The following is a 2,155-nucleotide window of genomic DNA, read 5'->3' as shown; positions in this document are numbered from 1 at the left end:
GCACGGCGCTTAAGGCGTCCAGCTGGTCAGGTCGTGAATGACGCAGTAATTCGTCGCACGCTTCACGAGCTGTCAGCGTAGCGTTGTCGAGTAATACATGTCCAGCGGGAGTGATGACGGCATAGCCGACGCGCGCATCGCGCTCGTCGGCCTGCCGTGCCACCCAGCCGGTTTTTTCTAGCGGCAGCAGGGTGCGGGTGACGCCGGAGGCGGTCAGGCCCTGGCGTTCGGCCAGGTCGACGCGGCGCAAGCGTCCGCCTGGCGCGCGCGCCAGGTGCTGCAACAGCATGAAATCACTGAAACTCAGGCCGTGGTGGCCGCCGAGTACGGTGTCGAGGCGGCGCACAATCGCCGCATTGGCCCGCGCCAGGCGCAGGCAGAAATCGAGTGCTTGATCCATGATTTATCCATGAGTGATGCTTGAGTAATCAAGTATATGGTAAATTCTTGCCGCGCGCCATAAAAACATCAAAATGTCGTGGCCGGTATCATGAAGCCATGAATCAGCGTAGATCTTTTCTCAAGAGTTCGGTGGCGCTGGCTTCTGCATTGAGCCTGCCATCCCTGGCGCGGGCGGCCATCGCGGCACCCCACGAGCGCAGCCTGCGCTTCTACAACACCCACACCGGCGAAACCCTGCGCACCATGTTCTGGGCCGGCGGCCAGTTCATTCCCGATGCTCTGCAGGATATCAATCACCTGCTGCGCGACCACTACAACAACAAGATCGCGGAGATGGACCCCGAGTTGCTGCTCCTGCTGAACAAGGTCAGCTCGCAGTTCAGCAATAACGAGGTGATTCACGTGATCTCAGGCTATCGTTCACCGGAAACCAATCAGATGCTGGCCGATCGCAGCGGCGGTGTGGCAAAGCACAGCATGCACATGGAAGCCAAGGCGATCGACATCCGCATGCCGGGACGCGACCTGGCGCAACTGCACAAGGCCGCGATGGCGTTGAAGGGCGGGGGAGTTGGCTACTATCCGACATCCCAGTTCGTCCATATGGACACTGGGCGCGTGCGTCACTGGTGACGGCTGAACATGGGATAGGGATCGATTGGCGTCCCTTGCCACCAATGCTTTTCCGGACCTAATTCAAACATCGCAAAATGCAGATGCGGCGTGTTCGCATCGGCATTGCCGGTGGAGCCCACATAGCCGAGCAGGTCGCCGCGCTTGATGTGCTGGCCTTCCTGTAGCGCGTTGGCGTAGTGGTCCAGGTGGGCGTAGTAGTAGGAATAGCGTTCGGTTGGATCGAACACGTACACCGTCAGCCCGCCCGGTTTGCTGTTGAACAGTTTGACCACCGTCCCGTCCGCAGCCGCCAGCACCGGCGTGCCGCGCGGCGCGAGGATGTCCAGCGCCTCGTGTTTGCGTTCGGTGCCGCGCGGCTGGTTGAAGGTGTCGCTCAACTGGCCGACGGTCACGCCAGCGACGGGCACCTGCAGTTCCGAGATCGGCGCATTGGGTCCGGCGGTGACGCCGCCGATCGACGCGCCGCTGGTGTCAGGCACGTTCGCGTAATTGGCCGCTGCCTGGCCGGGCGTGGTGTACGGCGGCGTTCCGTGCGATTCGGAATCGGTCGCAGGTGCCGGCGCGGGCTGCGGTGTTGGCGCCGCCTGCTGCGGCGGCGCAGGCAGTGCCGGTGTTGTGGGTGCCGCCGGTTCCGCAGTATCAGTGCGCGGCAGCGGCACCTGGTTCAGATAGGCGATGGTCCCTCCCGCGCCAATCACAGCGCCGAGGATAAGAATGCCGAGTGGTCGCATAAGGCCTCCTCATTCTTTCAGCACGACCGCAAAGCCGGGCGTGACCGCGTCCGCAACGAGCGCCGCATCCCAGTTCGTGAGGCGGATGCATCCGTGCGATTGCGTACGGCCGATATTGCCAGGTTCCGGCGTGCCGTGAATGCCGTAGTGGTCCTTCGACAAATCGATCCAGACCACGCCGACAGGGTTATTCGGACCTGGCGGAATCGTCGCTTTGGTTTCGTCAGGTTTCGCGTCCCAGAACAGCTTGGGGTTGTAGTGGAAGGGCGGATTGCGCGCGACGCCATTCACTTTCCAGTCACCGATTGGCAGTGGATCGTGATCGCTGCCTGTACTGGCGGGCATCTGGGCGATGATCTGGCCGTTGGAGTCAACCAGCATCAGCG

The 2,155-nt window shown here is 62.2% G+C and carries 4 protein-coding genes; 1 reads left to right on the top strand and 3 read right to left on the bottom strand.

The annotated features are described in order from the left end of the window. Positions 1-400, bottom strand: a 400-nt coding sequence (locus AB4Z11_RS30090) for a MarR family winged helix-turn-helix transcriptional regulator (RefSeq protein WP_442029611.1), incomplete at its 3' end; no start/stop codon positions are given. A 98-nt stretch (positions 401-498) separates the two neighbouring features. On the opposite strand from AB4Z11_RS30090, the gene AB4Z11_RS30085 reads away from it, so the two are divergent. Next, the gene (locus tag AB4Z11_RS30085) at positions 499-1,035 is read left to right on the top strand and encodes a DUF882 domain-containing protein (protein ID WP_442029609.1); all 537 of its coding nucleotides are present in this window, start codon (positions 499-501) and stop codon (positions 1,033-1,035) included. Here the strand turns inward: AB4Z11_RS30085 and AB4Z11_RS30080 are convergent. Next, complete coding sequence (locus tag AB4Z11_RS30080; RefSeq protein WP_442029607.1) at positions 1,026-1,769, bottom strand: M23 family metallopeptidase; 744 nt, start codon at positions 1,767-1,769, stop codon at positions 1,026-1,028. The two genes, AB4Z11_RS30085 and AB4Z11_RS30080, sit on opposite strands and share 10 nt — an antisense overlap. Before the next feature lie 9 nt (positions 1,770-1,778). After that, a partial coding sequence (locus AB4Z11_RS30075) for a L,D-transpeptidase (protein WP_442029605.1) occupies positions 1,779-2,155 on the bottom strand: 377 nt, incomplete at its 5' end.

The organism is Pseudoduganella sp. RAF53_2 (assembly GCF_052113985.1).
Lineage (GTDB): Bacteria > Pseudomonadota > Gammaproteobacteria > Burkholderiales > Burkholderiaceae_D > Rugamonas.
The sequence above is the reverse complement of the archived record's forward strand: the minus strand, read 5'-3'. Positions and strand labels throughout refer to the sequence as shown.